Source organism: Collimonas sp. OK412 (assembly GCF_900112135.1).
In the GTDB taxonomy this organism is placed as follows: Bacteria; Pseudomonadota; Gammaproteobacteria; order Burkholderiales; family Burkholderiaceae_D; genus Collimonas; species Collimonas rhizosphaerae.
In genome coordinates this window covers 61,212-79,031 of record NZ_FOLC01000015.1, presented here as the reverse complement: position 1 = coordinate 79,031, position 17,820 = coordinate 61,212, and the positions used below count along the sequence as shown (strand labels likewise).

Sequence of the window (17,820 nt, the reverse complement as noted above, 5' to 3'; positions counted from 1 at the left end):
AGGTTATCCCATGCATGGCAATATCCCGCAGCGTACGCTGCACAGGAAACTGGTGGATTCGCATACCGTTGTCAGGCTCGACGAGCAGCATGTGCTGCTGTATGCGGACCTGCATATCATGAACGAATACACCAGCCCGCAGGCATTCAGCAGCTTGCGCGAGAAAAACCGCAAGGTGCTGCGGCCAGGGCAGCAGCTGGCCGTGGTGTCGCACATCATTCCGACCCATCCGGTCAGCGTCGCCGAGCGCGTGATCGTCGATCCGCCGTCGGCGTTGCAGGCCAGCAACCTGAAGCGCAATTGCCGCGATTTCGGCATCAAGCTGTTCGACGCCAACCACGAAGAGCAAGGCATCGAACACATCATCGCGCCCGAACACGGCTGGATCCGGCCTGGCATGGTGGTGCTGTGCGGCGACAGCCACACTACCACCTATGGCGCCCTGGGTGCGCTCGGCTTCGGCGTCGGCACTTCCGAGGTGGAGCATATCCTGGCGACGCAAACCCTGGTTTACCGGCTGGCGCAAGACATGCGCATCAAGGTCGACGGAGCGCTGCCTGCCGGCACTTCCGTCAAGGACCTGGTCTTGCAGGTCATCACCCGCGTCGGCGCGCAGGGCGCACGCGGCTATGCGGTGGAATTTTCAGGATCGACGATTGCGGCGCTGTCGGCAGAGGCCCGCATGACTTTGTGCAACATGGCGGTGGAAGCCGGCGCCAGGGCGGCGCTGATCCGGCCTGACCAGACCACCTTCGACTACATCAGGGCGAAAGCAGCCGGCCTTGGCGAGCGGGAATTCAGGCAGGCGCTCGCGGATTGGGAGCAGCTGTATTCCGACGCCGATGCCGTCTTCGATATCGAACATGCGTTCTCGGCATCGGAAGTGGCGCCGTTCGTGACCTGGGGCACCAGTCCTGACCAGGCGGTGGCGGTCACGGCGCCGATACCCGATCCGGCGGCGGCAGCCGACGCCCATGCCCGCGCCGCCATTTCGCTGGCGCTGCAATACATGGGGCTGGCCGCAGGCGAGACCATGCTTGGCCTGCCGGTCGACCGCGTCTTCATCGGATCGTGCACCAACGGCCGCATCGAAGATTTGCGTAGCGCCGCAGCGATAGTCAGCGGCCGCCGTGTTGCGCCAACGGTCCGGGCAATGGTGGTGCCGGGTTCGGGCGCAGTGCGGCGCCAGGCGGAGCAGGAAGGTCTGGCCAAAATTTTTATCGACGCCGGGTTTGAATGGCGCCAGCCGGGATGTTCGATGTGCCTGGCGATGAACGACGACGTCCTGGCGCCTGGCGAGCGCTGCGCTTCCACCACCAACCGCAATTTCGAAGGCCGCCAGGGCCGCGGCGGGCGCACCCACCTGATGAGCCCGGCGATGGCGGCCGCCGCCGCAATCACCGGATGCATCAGCGATGTCCGCACACTGGAGAACCGGCATGCATGACAAGACAAACATAACAGGCATCGCGGCGCCGCTGCTGATCGACAACCTGGATACCGACCAGATCATGCCCAAGCAGTTCTTGCGCACCATCACCAAGGAAGGATTGGACAAGGGCGTGCTGTTTGACTTGCGGTTCCATCCCGATGGCAGCCCCAGGCCGGATTTTGTGCTCAACCGCGCCGAGTACGCGCATGCCAATATCCTGGTCGGCGGCCCCAATTTCGGTTGCGGCTCGAGCCGCGAGCATGCGGTATGGGGTTTGCAGCAACTGGGCATCGAGGCGGTGCTTGCTTCCAGTTTCGGCGAGATATTTTTCAGCAACGCCTTGAACAATCGTTTGCTGCTGGTGGTGCTGGAAGCGGACCAGATCGGCTTGCTGCTGCAGGACCAGGCGAACGACAGGCACCTGGCCATCGACCTGGAAAGGATGGAAGTCCGCAGTGCCTCGCATGTGTTTGGCTTTTCGCTTGGCGCACGCCATAAAAAGATGATTGTCGAAGGGCTCGATATGGTGGGAGCGACCTTGCAGCTGTTGCCGCGCATAGAAATGTTCGAGCAGCAGCATTGCGCCGCAGCTCCCTGGGGACGCGTGTTGCCGCCCGCATAACGACGCCGGAAGCCTGGTTTTTGGCGTGGCCGGCGCGGTCGCTGCAATTTGGCTACACTGTCAGGCCAAAAGCAACCAGGCGCCAGACATGCAAAGCACATACCAGAACCAGCAATGGTTTTACGTCAAGCGTCCCGATGGACGCGTCAGCAATGAACACTACGAGTTGCGTGCAACCGAACTGGACGGGAATCTCTCGGCCAATGAAGTGATCCTGCGCGCCAGGATCGTCAGCGTCGATCCTTATATCCGCATCCAGCAGCATGAACGCAATACCTACGACGTGCCGCATCCGCTGGGCATCGTCCAGCGCGCCGGCGTGGTGGGCGAAGTGGTGGCGTCGGCCAGCCCGCTGTTCAAGGCCGGCGACTGGGTGTCGGCCTACAGCGGCTGGCAGCTGTATGCGCGCTGCCACCACAGCGAACTCACCAAGCTTGATCCCGCCGCGGCGCCGGTTTCCACCGCGCTGGGCGTGCTCGGCATGCCGGGGCGGACCGCCTGGTTCGGACTGACCGAAGCCGGACGGCCTCGGCCCGGCGATACCTTGCTGGTGTCCGGGGCTGCCGGCGCGGTCGGTTCGCTGGTGGCGCAGTTCGGCAAACGCGCCGGCTGCCGCGTGATCGGGATTGCCGGCGGGCCCGAGAAGTGCAGATTCCTTACCGAAACGCTGAAGCTTGACGGCGCGGTCGACTATCGCGCCCATGCCACGCCGGCGGCGCTGAGCGCGGCAATCCAGTCCGCTACCGGCGGCGTCGATATCTATTTTGACAACGTCGGCGGCGCCATCACCGACGCCGTCATCCCGCTGATCAAGCGGCGCGCGCGCATCATCATTTGCGGCGCCATCAGCCAGTATGACGGCGGCCTCGACACGCCTGACCTCGGTCCGCGCTTCCTGCAGCACATGCTGTTCCAGCGCGCCACCATCCAGGGCATCCTGGCGCGCGACTTCGCCCACCGCATGGATGAAATGCTGGCGATCGTGGCGCCATGGGTGAAAAGCGGCGAGATTGTTTTCCAGGAAACCTATGTCGATGGCTTCGAGCAATTGCCGGAAGCGCTCAACAGCCTGTTCGAGGGGAAGAATATCGGCAAGCTGCTGGTGCGGGTTTGAGCCGGCGGCCGAGGAAATTCCCGTGAAGCGGGCGCGCTGATTTACAATTGGATTGCGGCAATCTTCATGGGGGAAATATGCTGGTGGTCACGACAGAAAACATCTCGGGTTACCGGGTCACGGCAGTCAAAGGCCAGGTGTTCGGGCTGGTGGTGCGCAGCCGCGGCCTGGCGGGCAACATCATGGCTGGGCTGCGCTCGCTGGTCGGCGGCGAAATCACCGAATATACGCAGCTGCTTGAGGAAGCGCGCCGCCATGCAGTCGACCGCATGGTCAAGAACGCCCATCGCATGGGCGGCAACGCAGTTGTGATGATGCGCTTCGATTCCTCGGAAATGGGACAGACCATGAGCGAGATCGTGGCATATGGCACGGCGGTGGTGGTCGAGCCGGTTGTGGCCTGACCATGTTGCGCCTGCTGCTGCTTGGTTTTGCGGTGCTGCTGGCGCTGGCCGGCCTGGTCGGCGTCATTGCCGGCGCCGACGGCGCCTGGCCGTTCGCCTTTTGGGGCTTGCTGCTGGCGGCGGCAGTATTGCTGGAACGCTGGCGCTATGCGCACGCGCCCAAACCGGACGACGGCCCTTGGCAGGAAACCGGGGAGCGTTTTGTCGATCCTGAATCGGGCCGCGTGATGAGCGTATGGTACAGCCCCGACAGTGGTGAGCGGCGTTACGTCCCCGTCAGTGAAAACGACAGCCGGCTCCCTTGACATCGCAGGTAATCAGGATATGACACAAATTTTAGGTCCCGCATTTAAGCTGGTGGAAGAAATCGACGCATTGCAACTGGCGCAGGAGGGCGGCTTCGGCGAACGGACCCGGCCCTTGCTGGTGAAGGGCGCGTTGCGTAACTGGCCGGCGCAGGAAAACTGGTCTTTTGAAAAGATGGCGCAGTTGCGCAACAAGGACGGCTCGGAGCCGACCAGGAAATTCCAGAACGGCCTGGTCGAACAGGGCGAAACGCAGGAGCGTCCGCTGCTGCCGATTGCGCCGTACCTGCGTGAACTTGCCGCGCTGGCGACCGTGCCGGTCAGCGACGAAGCCGGCCTGCTGCCGAACCGGCGGCGCCTGCAGTTGCCGCCGGGCGAGGAGTTCCACCTCAACTGGGCGCACATGCAATCGTTCACCCCGCATCGGAACTACCTGGCGCAATGGAGCATCCTGGAGGATTTCCCGCAGCTGCGCAGCGATTTCGATATCCGCAGCCTGTGGCCGGGCTGGCGCTGGACCTGGGAATCGGTATTCATGGGACCGGCCAACACCCACACCGGACTGCATCGCGATGTGCCCAACAACTGGTTTTGCCAGGCGCGCGGGATCAAGGAATTTGTCATGTTCCCGCCGTCGGAAGAAGCGTTCATGCGGCCGTCGAAAAAATACGACTGGGGCGCCACCCTGAGTTCGATCAACATCGCGCATTTCGACAAGAACCTGGAACAGCTGCGCGAGCTGGAACAGGCCAAAGGCTTGTACGCGCGGGTGGAGCAGGGCGACGCGCTGTTCATACCGAAACGGACCTGGCACGCGGTGGTGTCGCTGGCGCCGTCGATCAGCCTGGCGGTATTCGGCCTGACCGCCAAGGAAATCCTTCTGAGCGGCGTGCCGACGGCAACCAAGGACCTGCTGCACAATATGCACCTGTACCGCTGGGGGCATTGCATCTGCCACAAGCATATTACGTAGCTGACGCCGCTTGCGATGGACTGCCGGCGTGGCATGAACCATTCCCTGCTTGATGCGGCATATTTGCTGAAATGGCGGTTGTGTATCAGCGGGAGAGTCTTGCCCGCAGTTGCTCAAGGCGGGCATACATTGCCTGTGCCGGCTGAAGATATGCAGACACGCAAGATTCTTTCTTTTCCTCTGCAAATCCCTGTTCCGGATATTTTGCATGAAAGCGCGAACGCACTGCCATTTCCGCAATTTCTGCCTCATCCAGGGCCATGCCCGCAAACCTGGCCAGCCGGCGCACGATGTCGATACCGCCTTGCCGGTAGTCCAGCAGGATTGCGCGATCGTCATTTTGGGCGATGAGCAAGAATTGCGAATAATAATATTCCAGCACCTTGGCGATATAGCGGTCGCCATCGTAACTTGTCGATTCCGCGTGTGACATGCCGAACAGTTCCGGTTCAAGCAGCCCTGGCACGGCCTGCATGCCGCGCCGCTTCTGATGTGAAAAAACCACTTCGTCCGGGCTGCGGTACAACAGTACGAACGGAACCCCTGGGTAAAGCCTTCTCAGCGTGCCGGCAAAAAAGACATGCCAGCTGTCGAGCTTGATGAACAAATGCTTTTCCTGTCCGAACCTGCGCCGGCCCAGTAAAGAAATGCCGGCTTTCAGCGCAGCTTCCGTTTCAGAGGGATCCGGCTGCTGGCGGGACGCGCGCAGCAGTTCATCGATCAGAGGCACTTCAGACAGGGTGATATTTTTTTCGCTCAATCCGAGCAGTTGCGAAACCAGGGTTGAGCCGCAGCGCGAAACATGGAAAATAAATGCGCTTGGCGCGACCACGTCGGCCGCTGCCGCTGCGCATGCCGTCAGGTATTCCAGGGAACTGATGCTGGCAAAGCGCCGGCTGATTGGGGCACCGGCTTTGCAGCGTAAAATCGTGTCGGAGAAAAACGGCTCGGAAATGCGCTTGCCCGCGAGGTCGAGCCACAGGCAACGCCATTGCTGTTCTTGCCGCAGCACCTTGTAGGGTATCCATTCCTCGGCCACGACAGCCGCATCGGCTTGCCGCATCTCTTGCTGTATTGCGCTATTCATCGCTATCTGCCTCGGCTTCCAGCTGCTTGATCAAGCGTTCCGCGGTCTCGCTTTTCATCGCGGACAGGCGCGCGATGACCATGGCGCGGGTTGCACTGTCAAGCCTGCGGCTGCGCGCCTCTGCCTCGAAATCGTAGCCGGCCTGGCGGAACAGCTGGTCCGACCAGTCATTCCTTTTGCAGTCCAGGATCAGGTTGGTGCGCGCGCTGTCCCCGCAATTCTCGACACTGTGAGGCAGGCTGAAATCGGCATACCAGCACTCGCCTGCGCGCATGTCCAAGGCTTGTCCCCCAAGCAGGAATCGCACTTGCCTGCTGGTCTCGATCGGGATGTGGACGCGAAAGACATCAAACTGATATCCGGTATGCAGGTCCCGATGTTCCTTGATGAGCGCGCCGGGCGCCAGGCGCAGCAGCCTGGCCGACTCTATCTCGCATTCGAAGGTGTTGAAGATGCCGGCGATATAGGGGCATAGGCCGAGCAAAGGCGTATCCAGGCGGGTGGCGCTGCCTGGGTGGGAATAGATATCGTCCGCCTTGCCGGATGCCGAGCGCAGCGCCAGGCCCGACCATAGGCCGTCATAGTCTTCGGTATGGAAATGCGGCGGCCATTCCATGGCTTCGCAAGCGCGCAAATCCTTCAGCAGCGCATCAGGATCAAACAGCAGCGGCAACTTGAGGCATCGGTTCATTCGGCTACCTTCAATCCAATTGATATGTCGGTTGCAGCGCTTCTCAGCCTGGCGGCAGCGCGGGTAAAATCTTGCGCCGGAGTACTTTATTTGAGGCAACTCCAGCCGTCAAGGCGGCTTCTGTTATAAGCTTGCTCCAGCAATGGATGTCAGCCGTAGTGACGGCCACCGTATTGACGGCCACCGTATTTACTTCAATTCCTCAGAAAATTCAGCATGCTCACTTCTTCCTTTGCCATGCCGGCCGGCATTTCGCTGCGGCCTGCGGCCACCGGCGACCAGCCCTTTCTGGCAACTCTGTATCGTTCCGCCCGTCCGGATCTGCAGTTGATCGACGGCGAACCCGAATTCATCGAAACGGTGGTCGCCCAGCAATATGCCGTACATGCGCAGGGCACCGGAGAAGAGTATCCAAACGCCATGCATTTCGTCATCGAGAAAACCCAGGCCGCCGTCGGCGCCTTGGTGGTGGATTTCGGCCACAATGAAGTGCGCGTTATTTACCTTGCTTTCATTGCCGCCGCCCGCGGCTTCGGCTACGGCAAGGCAGTCCTGCGCGGCGTGCTGCAAGCCGCCGGCAATGTACAGTGCCCGGTTACGGTGGTGGTCTGGCACAACAATCGCGGCGCCAAGCGCATCTACCTGGAACTCGGATTCCAGGTGGAGGAATCGCAATTGATGGCCGATCGCATGGTGTGGTATCCGCGCCAGCCTTGAATCCCTTTAGCTGAACACCACCTGGAAATAGGCGCCGGCCGGATCGCGTCCGAGCGGCGCCAGGCGCGATACGTAAACGCCTTCCAGGCGCTGGCGTTGCGGCAAATCGATCGCACACGGGCCTTCGAGAAAATCGGTGGCTTGCTGCGCAGTCAGCGTGACGATGAACGGCAGGCGCTGCTGTTCCGGCGCATACGGGTTGCGGTATTGCGCTTTCACATTCACGCTGTCGACCAGCACCGGCAAGGCGCTGCCGTCCGGCAGCTGCAGCGCGCAGACCTGTCCGGTCGAGGGAGTGAAATAAGCGGCGTCAACGAGTTCTAGCATCGGATTCAATCTATCTATCGGCAATGAAAAACGGCAGCGGGCAGGCCGCTAGCCGGCCTGCCCGCTATTGCTGTCCGCTAATTACGGGACGGGAAAATACCCACCAGCGCGATGCTGAAGTTCAGCGCCAGGTAAGGGTTCATGCTGCCCACAGGTATGTTGTTGCCGGTGAGTGCATTGGTGACGGTGCCGCCGGCGCTGCCGCTGCTGCCGCCCAAAGGAATGGTCCCGGCCGCCGAGCCCCAGATCGCCGCGCCTTGCGGGCCCGCAGGCGATCCGGACAAGATGTTGTTGGTCGCGCTCGGCACCAGCTGGTTGCCGGTGGTATTGCTCGATACCATGTAGCCGCTGCCGCCGCCCGACGGCGTAAAGGTGGCGACATGGGTATGGGACGGCATATTGTTGATGGTGATCGAGATGTTTTCAGTGCCGGCCGCTTCGCCGAGTACGCGCGGCGTCAAGCCGATGCCGTTGCCTTGGCCGATCGGCACCCGTCCTTGCAGATTCGGCAGCTGGAAGGATGTCGTGCCGTTGCCGCCGTAGGTGGTGCCCAGCAGCGAGAACAAGGCTGCATATTGCTGAATGGCGAGCGTCTGGCCGTTGCATTGCTGCCAGCCGTTAGGATTAAACTGAAAACCGAAAGTCATTATGCTGCCGAGAAACACTTCCATGGAAATCTCCCTTGTCATTGCTGCGGTTTAAGACCGGTGTTTTTGCTATTCGAGGCCGGCTGGCTTTACTGCGGTAATGCTTAATTGCGCGAAGGAAAAATACCCGCCAAGGCGATGCTGAAGTTCAGCGCCAGGTAGGGATTCATGCTTCCCACTGCTTGGCTGTTGCCCGTGAGGGCGTTGCTCACCGTAGCTCCGGAGCCGCCGCCGGCGCCGCCCAAGGGGATGGTGGGCGCGGTCGAGCCCCAGATCGCCCCGGCCGAGGTGCCGGCGGGCGATCCCGACGGGATGTTGTTGGTCGCGGTGGGCGCCAGCAGGTTGCCGGTGGTGTTGCCTGACACCGTGTAGCCGCTGCTGCCGGCAGGTGTAAAGGTGGCGGTATGGGTGTGGGACGGCAGGTTGCTGATGCCGATCGAGATGCTTTCGGTGCCGGAAAACTCGCCGATCACACGCGGGCTCAGCGTGGCGCCGTTGCCTTGGCAAAGCGGCATTCGTCCTTGCAGGTTCGGCAGTTGAAAGGTTTGCACGCCGTCGCCGCCAAAGTTGGTGCCTAGCAAGGCGAACAAGGCCGAATATTGATCGATGCCGAGCGTTTGGCCGTTACATTGCTGCCAGCCGCTGGGATTGAATTGAAAACCGAAAGTCATGATGCTACCGAGAAATATGTTCATCGCATTTCCTTCGTTGAGTAGCCTGTTTTGATATGGATCAAGGTTGCTGAATGTTAACTTCCAGCAAGCCGAAGTTGAACAGGAAAACCCGGATTCGGCAATAGGATTCAGCAATACTTGCTTGAAAAATGTCGTAGCAAGAGTCTTGTGGACAATCAACTGAGGCCAGAATCGCACGGATACAGTGAGATACAATTAAGATTAACAATTGGCTTGCGTGTAACACATTGACTTGGTGTAATATATTTCTTAAAAGAAAGCTGGGTAGGGAAACCAGCTATGTCCCCCAGGTTGACATTATCTGTATGTTAACTTTCATTTTGGCGCGCCTTGCGCCAGTCACAGTCCTTTGAATCCGTTGTCGCGGTAATACGATTTTTAATTGAAGTCTGCTCAGCCGTACCGCTGTGTTCCGGCGCCGGGCAGCTTAAGCACAGTTTCTGCGTGACGAATACGCGGCGTCGATGTCGATGCCGCACGGTTTGTTGAAGCGAGGAGCAGGCGGGCGGCCGACCAGGTCTTGGCTAGCCGTGCGCGTTGCCTGGTTGAGTAGTGCAGGTTCAATGAGGAAATCACTCCATGAAACGCCACGGATCTATGAACCACATCTATCGCCTGGTCTGGAGCACTGTGACCAACGGCTGGATTGCAGTTGCGGAAACAACCCGCGGGCGCGGCAAGGGCGGGCGCCGCAAACTGGTGGCGGCGGCCTTGTCGCTGACGGCGATTGCCGCCCAGGCGGCGCCGACCGGCGGCCAGGTTGTCGCCGGCAGCGGCACTATCCGCCAATCCGGCGCCACCACCACGATCAGCCAGACCAGCCAGAACGCTACCCTGAACTGGAACGGTTTCAACATCGCTCCGCAAGAAACGGTGAATTTCGTGCAGCCCTCGGTCAGCGCGATTGCCGTCAACCGCATATTCGATACCAACGGCACGCAGATCCTCGGCCGCCTGAATGCCAACGGCCAGGTATTCCTGATCAACCCGAACGGCATCCTGTTCGGCGCCGGCGCCCAGGTCAATGTCGGCGGCCTGGTTGCGTCCACCCTGGATTTGCATGACGCGAGCCTGAACGGCAATACCCGCATTTTCAGCGGCAGCGGCTCTGGCAGCGTGCTCAATCAGGGAGCGATCACGGCGGCCAACGGCGGCTACGTCGCCTTGCTCGGCAACCATGTCAGCAACCAGGGCACGATCAGCGCGCCGCAGGGCGCGGTGGCGCTCGGCGCCGGCAATGCTGTCACCCTCACGTTCAGCGGCAACAGCCTGCTGCAGCTGCAGGTCGACCAGAGCGTGCTGAACAGCGCGGCAGAAAACGGCGGACTGATCCAGGCCGACGGCGGCCGCGTGATCATGAGCGCCGGGGCCAAGGATGCGTTGCTGGCCAGCGTCGTCAACAACACCGGCGTGATTGAAGCGCGCACGGTGGAAAACCAGGGCGGCACGATTACCCTGCTGGGCGGCATGGCGGCAGGCACCGTCAACGTCGGCGGCACGCTTGACGCCAGTGCGCCTGGCGGCGGCAATGGCGGTTTCATTGAGACCAGCGCAGCAAACGTCAAGGTGGCGAATAGCGCCAGGATCACCACGGCCGCGGCGCTGGGCCTGGCAGGCACCTGGCTGATCGATCCGACGGATTTCACGATCGCGCCTAGCAACGGCGACCTGACCGGCGCCGCGCTTAACGCGTCATTAAGCTCGGGCAATGTGACAATTTCTTCGGCCAGCGGCGCCAGCGGCACCAGCGGCAATATCAACGTCGACGATACGGTCAGCTGGAACGGCCACAAGCTGACCCTGAACGCTAGCAACGATGTGAACATCAACGCCACGATGACGGCCAGCGGGTCCGCCAGCTTGGACCTGGAGCCTGGCAGCGGCCATGTCAATGTCGCCTTGGGCAGCAGCGGGTTCAACGGCCGCGTCAATTTCAGCGGCAGCGGCGTGCTGACGATGAACAACCATGTCTATACGGTCATCAACTCCCTGGGCACGGCCGCCAGCAGCGGCGACGGCAGCCTGCAGGGAATGGTGGGAAATCTCGCGGGCTACTATGCGCTCGGCAGCGACATCAGCGCTGTCGCCACTTCCGCCTGGAACAGCGGCGCGGGCTTCACGCCGGTAGGCACAGGCGCCACATTCTTTACGGGAGCATTCGACGGCCTGGGCCACACCATCAACGGCCTCGCGATCACCCCGAGCGCAAGCAGCTCGGGTCGCGGATTGTTTGGAGAATCGAGCGGCGTGGTGCGCAACGTCGGTTTGGTGGGGGGGAGCGTTTCCGTCACCGGTTCGAACTATACCGGCCAGCTGGTGGGTTACAACAGCGGCCCCATAAGCAACAGTTACTCGACCGGCAGCGTGAGCGCCAGCGGCGCCTCCGATTACATCGGCGGCTTGGTGGGATGGAACCAGCAGGGCGGCACGATTACCAGAAGCTATGCTACCGGCACGGTGAATGGTGGCGCGAGCGGCCTTGGCGTCGGCGGGTTGCTTGGTGCTTTGCAAGGGGGTACGGTCAGCTATAGCTACGCAACGGGGAATGTGATCGGCAGCAGCAGTGTCGGCGGATTGGTTGGCTATGCCTACGGTGCGGTCGGCATCACCGCATTAATTACCAACAGCTATGCCACCGGCTCTGTGAGCGGCGCGTCATATGTAGGCGGCTTGCTCGGTTCCAATTATGGTTTTACCGGCTCGGCCAGGGTGACCAACAGTTATGCGACCGGCAACGTCTCCGGCACCAGCGCTGTCGGCGGCCTGGTTGGCCACAATTACGGCAATACGGGCGGGACTCCTGCGATCGACAACAGCTATGCCACAGGCAGTGTCACGGGCACGGCCGGCGCTAGCTTTGTCGGCGGCTTGGTGGGCAATAACGATGGCTTCGGCGGCGGTGGAACAGTCACCAACAGCTTTTCGACGGGCAGCGTAAGCGCGGGAGCCGGCTCGACCCTGGTTGGCGGCTTGATTGGCAATAGCACCGGCGCCGTCACCGGCAGTTTCTGGGACAAGACAAGCTCCGGCCAGGCTACGTCCGCCGGCGGCACCGGCATGACCACTGCCAACATGCAGAACCAGGCCAATTTTACATCGAGCACCGCCGCCAACGGCAATCTGAATCCCGCATGGGACTTCAGCGGCACCTGGATAATGTCCGGCGGCTATCCGCTATTACTTTCCGGCATGACGGCGCTGACCGTCACAGCCAACAATGCCAGCAGCACTTTCAACGGCGCGGCCTATGCCAGCAACAATGGCGTGACTTACACCGGCCTCAATGGCTATCGATATTCGGCCATGCCGAGCGGCCTGGCAGGCAGCTTAAGCTACGGCGGAACGTCGCAAACGGCGGTCAACGCCGGCACTTACACGATCATCGCGTCGGGTCTTTCCTCCACCGGCCAGCAGGGTTACCTCATCACTTTCGTTAACGGCGCATTGACCATCAATCCGCTGGCGCTGACCGGCAGCATCAGCGCCGGCAGCTCCGTCTATGGTTCGGCCCTGGTGCCCGGCACGGTGAGTTTCACCAATATGGTCGCTGGCCATACCGTCACGGCTGCGCCTGTGGCCGTCAATACGGCGGGCCTGACCAGCGGCAGCGGCCACTTGACGGCCGGTACGCATAACGGCATCGAGTCGGTGAGCGGTACGCTGAGCGGCGCCGATGCGGGCAATTACACCTTTGCCGGCGCCATTGGCAATTACACCGTTACGCCGCTGGCCTTGACCGGTTCGATAGGGACGGGCAGCTCGACTTACGGTTCGGTGCTGGCGCCGGGTGCTGCGAACTTCACCAATGCGGTGTCAGGCGATGCGCTGGGCACGGCGACGGTTGGCGTCAATACCACCGGCTTGACCAGCAGCAGCGGCCACCTGGTTGCCGGCACGCATACCGGTATCGAAACGGTCAGCGCCTTGAGCGGGGCCGATGCCGGCAACTACACATTCAGCGGCGTCACGGGCAACTACACCGTCAACCAATTGGCGTTGAACGCCACGGTTGGCGCAGGCAGCTCGACTTACGGTTCGGTGCTGGCGCCGGGCGCGGTGAATTTCACTAATACCGTGAGCGGCGACCTGGTAACGCCGGGCGCAGTCACCGTGAATACGACCGGCCTGACCAGCAGCAGCGGCCACTTGATTGCCGGTACCCACACGGGTATCGAATCGGTGGGCACGGCCCTGGGCGGAGCGGACGCCGGCAACTACACCTTTGCCGGCGCCATTGGCAATTACACCGTTACGCCGCTGGCCTTGACCGGTTCGATAGGGACGGGCAGCTCGACTTACGGTTCGGTGCTGGCGCCGGGTGCTGCGAACTTCACCAATGCGGTGTCAGGCGATGCGCTGGGCACGGCGACGGTTGGCGTCAATACCACCGGCCTGACCAGCAGCAGCGGCCACCTGATAGCCGGTACCCATACCGGTATCGAATCGGTGGGCACGGCCCTGGGCGGAGCGGACGCCGGCAACTACACCTTTGCCGGCGCCACGGGCGATTACACCGTCAGCCAGCTGGCCCTGACCGGCACGGTTGCGACGGGCAGCTCGACCTACGGTGCGGTCCTGGTCCCGGGCGCGGTGAATTTCACCAATGCGGTGTCAGGCGATGCGCTGGGTACGGCCACGGTTGGCGTCAATACCACCGGCCTGACCAGCAGCAGCGGACACCTGATTGCGGGCACGCATAACGGCATTGAAACGGTCAGCGCCTTGAGCGGGGCCGATGCCGGCAACTACACCTTCAGCGGGGTCACGGGCAACTACACCGTGAGTCCGTTGGCATTGACCGGCAGCATCGGGACTGGCAGTTCGACCTATGGTTCGGTGCTGACGCCAGGTGCGGCGAACTTCACCAATGCGGTCTCAGGCGATGTGCTGGGTACGGCCACGGTCGCGGTCAACACGACTGGGCTTACCAGCAGCAGCGGGCACTTGATCGCCGGCACCCACACCGGCATTGAATCGGTCAGCGCGCTGAGCGGGGGCGATGCGGGCAATTACACGTTTACCGGACCAACCGGCGACTATATCGTCAGCCAGCTGGCCTTGAGCGGCACGGTTGCGGCGGGCAGCTCAGTCTACGGTTCGGTGCTGGTCCCGGGCGCGGTGAATTTCACCAACGCCGTGAGCGGCGACCTGGTCACGCCGGGCGCCGTCACGGTGAATACGACCGGCCTGACCAGCAGCAGCGGCCACCTGATTGCCGGCACCCACACCGGCATCGAATCGGTGGGTACGGCCTTGGGCGGGGCGGACGCTGGCAACTACACCTTTGCCGGCGCCACGGGCGATTACACCGTCAGCCAGCTGGTCCTGACCGGCACGGTTGCGACGGGCAGCTCGACCTACGGTGCGGCCCTGGTGCCGGGTGCGGCGAACTTCACCAATGCGGTCTCAGGCGATGTGCTGGGGACGGCCACGGTTGGCGTCAACACCACGGGTCTTACCAGCAGCAGCGGCCATCTGATTGCCGGCACGCATAACGGCATTGAAACGGTCAGTGCGCTGAGCGGGGCAGATGCCGGCAACTACACCTTCAGCGGGGTCACGGGCAACTACACCGTCAACCAATTGGCGTTGAACGCCACGGTTGGCGCAGGCAGCTCGACCTACGGCTCGACCCTGGCGCCGGGCGCGGTGAATTTCACCAACACCGTGAGCGGCGACCTGGTCACGCCGGGCGCCGTCACCGTGAATACGACCGGCCTGACCAGCAGCAGCGGCCACCTGATTGCCGGTACCCACACGGGCATCGAATCGGTGGGCACGGCCCTGGGCGGAGCGGATGCCGGCAACTACACCTTTGCCGGCGCCACCGGCGACTACACCGTCAGCCAACTGGCCTTGAGCGGTTCGATAGCGACGGGCAGCTCGACCTACGGCGCAGCGCTGACGCCCGGCGCAATCAGCATATCGAATGTCATCTCGGGAGATCTTGTCAACGCCCCCGGCGTTTCGGTGAACACGACTGGGCTGACCAGCAGCAGCGGCCACCTGATTGCCGGCACCCACATCGGCATCGAATCGGCAAATGGCGCCTTGAGCGGCGCCGATGCAGGCAACTACATATTGGGCAGCATTAGCGGCGACTATACGGTCAGCCGGCAGTCGGTCACGGTCACCGCCAGCGGCGTCAGCAAGGTCTATGACGCAACGACTTCCGGTTCGGCGATATTGGCCGGCAGCGGCCTGATAGGCGGCGACAAGGTGACATTCAGCGATACCTCGGCAACTTTTGGCGACAAGAATGCAGGCACGGGCAAGACGGTTACCGTTTCTGGCATCAGCGCCGGCGGGGCGGATGCCGGCAACTACCTGGTCAGCAACGCCACCGCATCGACCACTGCCGATATCACGCCGCTGGCCATCACCGTTGCCGCCATCGGCGCCAATAAAACCTATGACGGCAATACGACGGCCGCGGTGACGCTCAGCGGCGGACTGGCCGGCGATGCGCTGACGTTCAGCGATACCTCTGCCAACTTTGCCGACAAGAATGCCGGCGCCGGCAAGACCGTGACAGTAGCGGGCATCAGCGCAAGCGGCGCCGATGCCGGCAACTATATAGTGAGCAGCACGGCCACGACCAGCGCCAGTATTACGCCGGCGACGCTTACCTATAATGCCGTCCCGGCAAGCGCCATTGCCGGGCAAACGCCGGCCGGCCTGAGCGGTACCTTGAGCGGCCTGGTGGGAGGCGATACGCTGGACAGTGCTACGGCCGGCAGCCTGACCTGGACCAGCAACGTCCAGCCGACCAGCCTGCCGGGACTGTATGCGATTGACGGCGGCGGCCTGAGCGCGATGAACTATGTGTTCGTGCAAGCGGCAGGCAACGCTACCGCGTTGACCTTGAAACCGGGGTCGGCCCCCGTCTCGGTGCAGAACGTGATCACCGCGCTGGATTCGGTTTTTGCCACCCCGCACGCGGGCATCAACCTGGCGGCGCTCGACCTGGTGCAGTTCAATGTCCAGCCGCCGAACAATAAAATCGGCGATGGCATGAACGGTGTGGAAGTGAAGATCACGGGCGGCGGAGTCAAGCTGCCGGACAATATTGTGAGCACGGATGAATAAGCGAGCCTCAATGAAAAATAACGGTAGGTACCTATATCCAATGAAGCCGATCATCGCAGCCATGCTGCTCAGCTATCCATCCTTCGCCGCGCTTGCGGCCGATCAGGTGACTCCGCCCGGCGCCGGTTCGATACTGCAGCAGATCCAGCCGCTCAAGCCGGCGCTTCCCTCGTCGACGGGAACCGGCCTGACCATCGAACGGAAGGGCGGCGCCCAGCAGCCGGCGGGTGCGGCATTCAGCGTCACCAGCATCCAGCTGTCCGGCAATACCGTGTTCGATACGGCAACCCTGCATGCGCTGGTGGCCGACGCCGAGGGCAAGAACCTCACTTTGGCCCAGCTCGGCGAAGTGGTTGCGCGCATCACCGACTACTACCATAACCACGGCTATCCGCTGGCGCGCGCCATCATCCCGGCCCAGACCATCCAAGGCGGCGTGGTCAAGGTGACGGTGATCGAGGCCCGTTACGGCCAGGTCAAGCTTGATAACCGCAGCCGGGTGAGCGACGCCTTGCTGCAGCAAACCTTGTCGCCTTTGCAAGCCGGGCAAGTGGTTACACAGGCGGGGCTTGACCGCACGCTGCTGCTGGCCTCGGATATCCCGGGCGTCGCCGTCAGTGCGCTCCTGAAGCCGGGCGAAGCAGTCGGCACTTCCGACCTGCAGGTGCAAGCCGATCCGACGGCGCAGGTCGCCGGCAATGTGACGCTGGACAATTTCGGCAACCGCTATACCGGCAGGGCTCGCCTCGGCGCCGCCGTGAATGTCTTCAATCCGCTGCACCATGGCGATATCCTCAGCATCGGCGCGCTGACCAGCGGCAGAGACATGAATTACGGCAGCATTGCCTATGAAACCCTGCTCAACGGCCTGGGCACGCGCATGGGCGGTTCCTATTCGGCGCTGCATTACATCCTCGGCGATAACCTGGGCGCGCTGGACGCGCGCGGCACCGCGCAGGTGGCGAGCATCTGGGTCAAACATCCCTTCATGCGCACGCGCGACGCCAATCTGTACGGCCAGATCCAGTACGACCGCAAGCAACTGAACGACCGTATCGGCGTCAGCAACATCAAGACTGACCGCCATCTGGATAATTGGAGCGCGAGCCTGAACGGCGACTGGCGCAACGGTGTGCTGGCCGGCGGCATCGGCACCTGGAATATCGGCATCACCGCGGGGCGTGTCGGCTTCGATGACCGGGCGGCGCAACTGTCTGATTCCGTCACCGCCAAAACGCAGGGCAGCTACACGAAATGGAACGGCAATCTCGCGCAGCTGCAAAACCTGACGCAGAACGATTCCCTGTATTTCGCACTGGCCGGCCAATGGACAAACGGCAATCTGGATCCTGCGGAAAAAATGGTCGCTGGCGGCCCCTTTACGGTACGCGCCTATGACATCGGCGCACTGTCGGGCGATACCGGGGTTTTCGGTTCGATCGAACTGCGGCACGAGCTCGGCCAGTTCGCGAGCGGACGCTGGCAAGTGCTGGCCTTCGTCGACAGCGAACACGTGACGGTCAACAAGAATCCCTGGCTGCCGGGCGACAATGGGGCGACACTGAGCGGAGCCGGCGTCGGCATGAACTGGAGCGGACCGGACCAGTGGCATGCCAAGCTCTATATCGCCGCGCCGTTCGGCGCGACGCCGCAGCTGATTGGCGACAATAAGTCCGTGCGCGCCTGGGCCGAAATCGGCAAGGCGTTTTAGGGAGCC

At 62.2% G+C, this 17,820-nt stretch carries 14 protein-coding genes; 9 read left to right on the top strand and 5 right to left on the bottom strand.

All coding sequences use genetic code 11. The annotated features are described in order from the left end of the window. The first annotated feature begins 10 nt into the window (after positions 1–10). The 6 genes from leuC to BM062_RS16260 all read left to right on the top strand — a co-directional run bounded on the left by leuC (position 11) and on the right by BM062_RS16260 (position 4,850). The gene (gene leuC / locus BM062_RS16285) at positions 11–1,447 is read left to right on the top strand and encodes a 3-isopropylmalate dehydratase large subunit (protein ID WP_371326596.1); all 1,437 of its coding nucleotides are present in this window, start codon (positions 11–13) and stop codon (positions 1,445–1,447) included. Next, a complete protein-coding gene (gene leuD / locus BM062_RS16280) occupies positions 1,440–2,054 on the top strand; it encodes a 3-isopropylmalate dehydratase small subunit (protein ID WP_092398690.1) in 615 nt (204 codons plus the stop codon). Before leuC ends, leuD begins: the two co-directional genes overlap by 8 nt. Positions 2,055–2,142: 88 nt before the next feature. Further along, positions 2,143–3,168 carry an NADP-dependent oxidoreductase gene (locus tag BM062_RS16275; RefSeq protein WP_092398688.1) on the top strand — a complete coding sequence of 342 codons (1,026 nt, stop codon included), beginning with the start codon at positions 2,143–2,145 and terminating at the stop codon, positions 3,166–3,168. 77 nt (positions 3,169–3,245) lie between these two features. Continuing rightward, positions 3,246–3,572: a YbjQ family protein gene (locus tag BM062_RS16270; RefSeq protein ID WP_092398686.1), complete on the top strand. Its 327-nt coding sequence runs from the start codon at positions 3,246–3,248 to the stop codon at positions 3,570–3,572. A gap of 2 nt (positions 3,573–3,574) precedes the next feature. Continuing rightward, positions 3,575–3,877, top strand: coding sequence for a hypothetical protein (locus tag BM062_RS16265; RefSeq protein WP_092398684.1), 303 nt, complete (start codon positions 3,575–3,577; stop codon positions 3,875–3,877). 19 nt (positions 3,878–3,896) lie between these two features. After that, the gene (locus BM062_RS16260) at positions 3,897–4,850 is read left to right on the top strand and encodes a cupin-like domain-containing protein (protein WP_092398682.1); all 954 of its coding nucleotides are present in this window, start codon (positions 3,897–3,899) and stop codon (positions 4,848–4,850) included. Between the two features lie 85 nt (positions 4,851–4,935). Here BM062_RS16260 and BM062_RS16255 read toward each other — a convergent pair whose 3' ends face one another. Both BM062_RS16255 and BM062_RS16250 read right to left on the bottom strand, forming a co-directional pair. After that, a complete protein-coding gene (locus BM062_RS16255) occupies positions 4,936–5,682 on the bottom strand; it encodes a sulfotransferase family protein (RefSeq protein ID WP_139220076.1) in 747 nt (248 codons plus the stop codon). Positions 5,683–5,929: 247 nt separating this feature from the next. Then, entirely contained in the window at positions 5,930–6,628 is a 699-nt protein-coding gene (locus BM062_RS16250; RefSeq protein ID WP_092398678.1) for an aspartyl/asparaginyl beta-hydroxylase domain-containing protein, read from the bottom strand. A gap of 216 nt (positions 6,629–6,844) precedes the next feature. On the opposite strand from BM062_RS16250, the gene BM062_RS16245 reads away from it, so the two are divergent. Next, complete coding sequence (locus BM062_RS16245) at positions 6,845–7,345, top strand: GNAT family N-acetyltransferase (RefSeq protein ID WP_092398676.1); 501 nt, start codon at positions 6,845–6,847, stop codon at positions 7,343–7,345. Positions 7,346–7,351: 6 nt separating this feature from the next. Here BM062_RS16245 and BM062_RS16240 read toward each other — a convergent pair whose 3' ends face one another. From BM062_RS16240 to BM062_RS16230, 3 genes are all read right to left on the bottom strand, one after another. Continuing rightward, on the bottom strand, positions 7,352–7,672 hold the full coding sequence (locus BM062_RS16240) for a DUF6916 family protein (RefSeq protein WP_092398674.1): 321 nt from the start codon (positions 7,670–7,672) through the stop codon (positions 7,352–7,354). A 77-nt stretch (positions 7,673–7,749) separates the two neighbouring features. After that, positions 7,750–8,343: a phage tail protein gene (locus BM062_RS16235; RefSeq protein ID WP_092398672.1), complete on the bottom strand. Its 594-nt coding sequence runs from the start codon at positions 8,341–8,343 to the stop codon at positions 7,750–7,752. Between the two features lie 80 nt (positions 8,344–8,423). Next, the gene (locus BM062_RS16230) at positions 8,424–9,014 is read right to left on the bottom strand and encodes a phage tail protein (RefSeq protein WP_092398670.1); all 591 of its coding nucleotides are present in this window, start codon (positions 9,012–9,014) and stop codon (positions 8,424–8,426) included. 579 nt (positions 9,015–9,593) lie between these two features. Here BM062_RS16230 and BM062_RS16225 point away from each other — a divergent pair. Both BM062_RS16225 and BM062_RS16220 read left to right on the top strand, forming a co-directional pair. Then, positions 9,594–16,103 (top strand): two-partner secretion domain-containing protein, encoded by a 6,510-nt coding sequence (locus tag BM062_RS16225; RefSeq protein ID WP_092398668.1) that lies wholly within the window; start codon positions 9,594–9,596, stop codon positions 16,101–16,103. A 40-nt stretch (positions 16,104–16,143) separates the two neighbouring features. Next, a complete protein-coding gene (locus BM062_RS16220) occupies positions 16,144–17,814 on the top strand; it encodes a ShlB/FhaC/HecB family hemolysin secretion/activation protein (RefSeq protein WP_092398666.1) in 1,671 nt (556 codons plus the stop codon). The last annotated feature ends 6 nt before the right edge of the window (positions 17,815–17,820 follow it).

Bases quoted from the DNA above. Each gene is read 5' to 3' on its own strand.
- leuC (WP_371326596.1), top strand. From the start codon at position 11: ATGCATGGCAATATCCCGCAGCGTACGCTGCACAGGAAACTGGTGGAT.
- leuD (WP_092398690.1), top strand. From the start codon at position 1,440: ATGCATGACAAGACAAACATAACAGGCATCGCGGCGCCGCTGCTGATC.
- BM062_RS16275 (WP_092398688.1), top strand. From the start codon at position 2,143: ATGCAAAGCACATACCAGAACCAGCAATGGTTTTACGTCAAGCGTCCC.
- BM062_RS16270 (WP_092398686.1), top strand. From the start codon at position 3,246: ATGCTGGTGGTCACGACAGAAAACATCTCGGGTTACCGGGTCACGGCA.
- BM062_RS16265 (WP_092398684.1), top strand. From the start codon at position 3,575: ATGTTGCGCCTGCTGCTGCTTGGTTTTGCGGTGCTGCTGGCGCTGGCC.
- BM062_RS16260 (WP_092398682.1), top strand. From the start codon at position 3,897: ATGACACAAATTTTAGGTCCCGCATTTAAGCTGGTGGAAGAAATCGAC.
- BM062_RS16250 (WP_092398678.1), bottom strand. From the start codon at position 6,628: ATGAACCGATGCCTCAAGTTGCCGCTGCTGTTTGATCCTGATGCGCTG.
- BM062_RS16245 (WP_092398676.1), top strand. From the start codon at position 6,845: ATGCTCACTTCTTCCTTTGCCATGCCGGCCGGCATTTCGCTGCGGCCT.
- BM062_RS16240 (WP_092398674.1), bottom strand. From the start codon at position 7,672: ATGCTAGAACTCGTTGACGCCGCTTATTTCACTCCCTCGACCGGACAG.
- BM062_RS16235 (WP_092398672.1), bottom strand. From the start codon at position 8,343: ATGGAAGTGTTTCTCGGCAGCATAATGACTTTCGGTTTTCAGTTTAAT.
- BM062_RS16230 (WP_092398670.1), bottom strand. From the start codon at position 9,014: ATGAACATATTTCTCGGTAGCATCATGACTTTCGGTTTTCAATTCAAT.
- BM062_RS16225 (WP_092398668.1), top strand. From the start codon at position 9,594: ATGAAACGCCACGGATCTATGAACCACATCTATCGCCTGGTCTGGAGC.
- BM062_RS16220 (WP_092398666.1), top strand. From the start codon at position 16,144: ATGAAGCCGATCATCGCAGCCATGCTGCTCAGCTATCCATCCTTCGCC.